This is a genomic window from Caulobacter sp. GW821-FHT09A05, assembly GCF_059418465.1.
The window spans coordinates 1-4,311 of sequence record NZ_JBWKPX010000059.1; the positions used below are offsets into that span (position 1 = coordinate 1).

Genomic DNA, 4,311 nt, shown 5'->3' on the forward strand with positions numbered 1-4,311 from the left:
CTTGTCCGGGACCCAGGGGCCGGCGCAGTGCGCTCGCCCCTGGGTCCCGGCTCTACGGTCCGCCAGGCGGACCTTCGTCCGGGATGACAACTGAAAATCAACGATCCAATTGAGTCCGGTCCCTAGCGGGACGCCGTCCGGTCGGGAGACCGGGCGGCGTTCTGCGTTCCGCCTCAGGTGATGTGCTTGGCGCTCGGCGGATCGCTGGCCGGGAAGCTTTCCTCCAGGCTCTCGTCGATCAGGGCCTCCTGGCGGTCCTCGGCCTGGTCGACGTGCTCGGCCAGGTGATCGGGCTTCTCGCCCTCCGGCAGCGGTTCAACCTTGCGGCTGGTCGGCGTGTCGGCGGTCTGGAAGGCTTCCTTGACCTCGGTCTCGGAAACGCGGTCCTCGGGGTGGCCGGGCTGGCCCAGGTCCTGGGCCTGGGAAAAATCGCCCAGCACGCCGGGGCGCGAGCCGTCTTGCGGCGCGGTGTTGTCAGCCATGGTGATGTCCTTGGGTTGGACCCGATCAACGGCCGCGGCCGACGCCACGTTCCATGGCGACGCTGGGGAATCGCCTAGCGCGGCTTCAGTTCGGTCAGTTCCCAGGCCTCGCCGACCTTGTGGAACCTGAACGCCACCCGGGCGCCGGGCGTCAGCGGGGCCTCGGCCAGGATGTCGCCATAGGCCTGGAAGACCGTGCGTCCCGCGGCCAATCGCGCCCCGCTCGCGCCCTCGTGATCGAGCGTTACCGCCTGGCCATCGAGACCCGCGATCACCCCCGTGGAATCATATTCCGGACCGGCCGGAAGCGCCGCCGGAGCGGCCACCGGGGCCTCGGACGGCGTTTTCGCTGGCTTGCCCGGACCGCAGGCCGTCAGCGCACAGGCCAGGCATATCGCCGATATTGTTTTTATTTTCATAGGTTTATCGAAATTCTTGAGTCAACCGATCGATCCGAACACGTCCTTCATACAAGGTTTTTTACCGCAAGTGCGAAAAGGACGGCGATTGTGGTAGCGATTTTGTGATCGAAGTTTTACTCTAAGGGACCGGCGGCTCTCCACGCCGGTCATCGAGACCACGCCAGACCGTCGAACCGAGCACGCCGACCCTAGCGGACATGAGCCCTAGAGACCACGGCGCGTCCCGAAGGCCGGTTCTGCGCCTCTCGAGAGCCCCTTCGGAGAGGCCCGGCCCTCGGACCATCCGAACCGGACAGCCGAGACGATGGACCTGATGAGCGAACGCGGCGCTTTCTTCGACCTGACCTCCTCGCGGAGCGTCGCCTACGACATGGCGGTCTCCACCAGCGATCGGGTCGAAATCCCCGTCGACGCGCCCCTGGCCATGCCGGTCCAGCCCCTGGCCTTCTGGCAAGGCCAGGCCAAGCCCGTCGCCACCGCGAAGGACAACCTGACCCTGCGCCGCTGGGGCGTGTTCGTCGCCACGGCGGTCATGGCCTTCGCCGGCTGGCGGGCCACCTTCGACACCATCGCCCTGGGCGGCGTCACCCGCCTGGAAGCCGTCGTCCTGACCCTGCTGGTCCCGCTGTTCCTGGCCCTGGCCCTGTGGTTCTGCACCGCCGTAGTCGGCTTCGTGGTGCTGCTGGGCAAGCCCAGGGACCCGCTGGGCATCGACGACAGCCCGTCCTCGCCCATGCCCCGGCCCAAGGCCCGCACGGCGATCCTGATGCCGGTGCACAACGAGGACGCCGCCGAGGTGTTCGCCCGCCTGCGCGCCATGGACGCCTCGATCGCCGAGACCGGCGCCAGCCGCGCCTTCGACATCTTCATCCTCAGCGACACCCGCGACGCCGCCGTGGCCCTGGCCGAACAGGCCTGCTTCGCCCGCTTCCGCCGCGAGGCCAACAGCCACGTCTTCTATCGCAAGCGCACCCAGAACACGGGCCGCAAGGCCGGCAACATCGCCGACTGGGTGGCGCGCTGGGGCGGCGACTACGAGCACATGCTGGTGCTGGACGCCGACAGCCTGATGACCGGCGAGGCCATGGTCCGCCTGGCCGACGCCATGGAGCGCCACCCGCGCGTGGGCCTGATCCAGACCATGCCGATGATCATCAACGGCCAGACGATCTTCGCCCGCACCCTGCAGTTCGCCACGCGCCTCTACGGCCGGGTGGCCTGGACCGGCCTGGCCTGGTGGTCGGGCTCGGAAAGCAGCTTCTGGGGCCACAACGCCATCGTCCGCACCCGCGCCTTCGCCGAGACCTGCGGCCTGCCCGAGCTGAGCGGCCCCAAGCCGTTCGGCGGCGAGGTGATGAGCCACGACGCCCTGGAAAGCGCCCTGCTGCGCCGCGGCGGCTGGGGCGTGCACCTGGCCCCCTATCTGGGCGGCTCCTACGAGGAGAGCCCCTCCAACCTGCTGGACTTCGCCACCCGCGACCGCCGCTGGTGCCGGGGCAACGTGCAGCACGTCCCGCTGGTCGGCCTGCCCGGCCTGCACTGGATGAGCCGCCTGCACCTGGTGATCGGCGTGCTCAGCTACGTGCTCTCGCCCCTGTGGTTCGTGGCCCTGTCGTCGGGGATCATCTCGCGCATGCTGATGCCCGAGCTGAAGAAGGCCGCCTTCACCATGGCCGACCTGCAGGCCGCGGCCCACGCCCTGATCGACTGGCGCGAGATCCAGGCCACCGCCTGGGCGATGATCATCACCTTCGTCCTGCTGTTCGGCCCCAAGATCCTGGGTTCGATCCTGGTCTTCTCGCGCAAGCACGAGATCAAGGGCTTCGGCGGCCGCCGCCGGATCCTGGCCGGCCTGGGCGTGGAGATGCTGCTCTCGGCCCTGGTCGCCCCGATGCTGATGTTCACCCAGACCCGCGCCCTGGTCGAGATCCTGGCCGGCAAGGTCGGCGGCTGGGCCACCCAGCGCCGCGACGCCGACAAGGTCACCGGCAAGGAGGCCTTCGCCGCCATGGGCTGGATCAGCGTCACCGGCGTGGTGCTGGCCGTGGCCTTCTGGTTCACGCCCGACCTGCTGACCGCGACCCTGCCGATCCTGGCCGGCCTGATCCTGGCCGTGCCGCTGACCATGCTGGGCGCCCACAAGCTGGCCGGCCTGGGCGTCAAGGCCAACGGCCTGTTCATGACCCCGGAAGAGCGCCGCCCGCCGGCCATCGTCCGCGCGGCCCTGGGCCCGGCCTGCGAGCCGCCGGCCCGCTGGTTCAGCCGCCAGCCGGCCCCGCTCCTGGTCGCCGAACAGGCGGCGGAGCGGAACGCCGCCTAGGCCTTGCCGGCCGCGCGTTCGATCGTGTCTTTCATCGCTTAAGGGTGGCCGCCTCCGCCCGACCGGAGTAGAAGCGCGCTTCGTTCAATCCAAACGGAGCGTCCGCCGTGTCGCGCCTCTTCAGCGCCTATGTGATCGTCGACTGGAGCGCGGCGGCCAAGCCAACCACGGGGGCGGATTCCGTGTGGATCGGCGTGATGAAGCGCGACGTGCGGTTCCGGCTGACCTTCGAGAGCTTCAATCCGCCCACCCGCCAGGAGGCCGAGGCCAAGCTGGCCACGATCCTGGACGACCTGAAGAAGCGCGGCGAGCGGGCCCTGGTCGGCTTCGACTTCCCGCTGGGCTTCCCGCGCGGCGTCTCGGCGGCCCTGGCCCTGAAGGGCGAGCATCCCTGGCGCGCGGTCTGGGACCAGTTGGCCAAGATGGTCAAGGACAAGGCCGACAACACCAACAACCGCTTCGGCGTCGGCTCGGAGCTGAACCGCCGGCTGACCGGCGGGCCGTTCCCGTTCTGGGGCTGTCCGCCCAAGGACGCCCTGACCACCCTGCAGCCCAAGCGCACCCGCGAGCATGGCCCGGGCGACCTGCCGGAGTTCCGCCACGCGGACCTGGCGGCGAAAGGCGCGGCCTCGATCTGGAAGCTCTACTACAACGGCTCGGTCGGCGGCCAGGCGATCGTCGGCATCCCGGCCGCCCGCCGGCTGAAGGACGCCCGCGGCGACGCGGCGCGGGTCTGGCCGTTCGAGACCGGCTTCAAGGCCCTGACCGAGGCCGACCTGGACGGCGTGCAGGTGGTGATCGCCGAGGTCTATCCCTCGCTGGTCAAGGCCACCCCCGCCCCCGGCGAGATCAAGGACGCCGCCCAGGTGCGCGCCCTGGCCGAACACTTCGCCAAGCTGGACGAGGCCGGCAAGCTGGCCGCCCTGTTCGGCCCGTCCAAGGACGCGCCGGCCGACCTGGTGGTGGACGCGCAGACCGAAGAGGGCTGGATCCTCGGGGCTTCGATCTGATCCTTCTCCCCTTGCGGGAGAAGGTGTCGGCGGAGCCGACGGATGAGCAACTGTGTTTATCGTGCGTACTGCGGATC

4 protein-coding genes and 1 pseudogene are annotated in these 4,311 nt (G+C 69.6%); 2 read left to right on the plus strand and 3 right to left on the minus strand.

The window, feature by feature from the left end; all coding sequences use genetic code 11:
• From AC07NX_RS26130 to AC07NX_RS26140, 3 genes and pseudogenes are all read right to left on the minus strand, one after another.
• Window positions 1-110, minus strand: a pseudogene (locus AC07NX_RS26130) (hypothetical protein); the annotation flags it as partial.
• A 63-nt stretch (window positions 111-173) separates the two neighbouring features.
• Complete coding sequence (locus AC07NX_RS26135; protein ID WP_494646030.1) at window positions 174-482, minus strand: hypothetical protein; 309 nt, start codon at window positions 480-482, stop codon at window positions 174-176.
• 74 nt (window positions 483-556) lie between these two features.
• Window positions 557-808 carry a copper-binding protein gene (locus AC07NX_RS26140; RefSeq protein ID WP_494646032.1) on the minus strand — a complete coding sequence of 84 codons (252 nt, stop codon included), beginning with the start codon at window positions 806-808 and terminating at the stop codon, window positions 557-559.
• Window positions 809-1,217: 409 nt separating this feature from the next.
• Here AC07NX_RS26140 and mdoH point away from each other — a divergent pair, with 409 nt between their 5' ends.
• Complete coding sequence (mdoH, locus tag AC07NX_RS26145) at window positions 1,218-3,224, plus strand: glucans biosynthesis glucosyltransferase MdoH (protein ID WP_494646034.1); 2,007 nt, start codon at window positions 1,218-1,220, stop codon at window positions 3,222-3,224.
• A gap of 107 nt (window positions 3,225-3,331) precedes the next feature.
• Window positions 3,332-4,234: a cobalamin biosynthesis protein CbiG gene (locus AC07NX_RS26150; protein ID WP_494646036.1), complete on the plus strand. Its 903-nt coding sequence runs from the start codon at window positions 3,332-3,334 to the stop codon at window positions 4,232-4,234.
• Window positions 4,235-4,311 lie beyond the last annotated feature (77 nt).

What these genes read in the sequence shown, in the direction of transcription:
- AC07NX_RS26135 (WP_494646030.1), bottom strand. Translation starts at nt 482, where the DNA reads ATGGCTGACAACACCGCGCCGCAAGACGGCTCGCGCCCCGGCGTGCTG.
- mdoH (WP_494646034.1), top strand. Translation starts at nt 1,218, where the DNA reads ATGAGCGAACGCGGCGCTTTCTTCGACCTGACCTCCTCGCGGAGCGTC.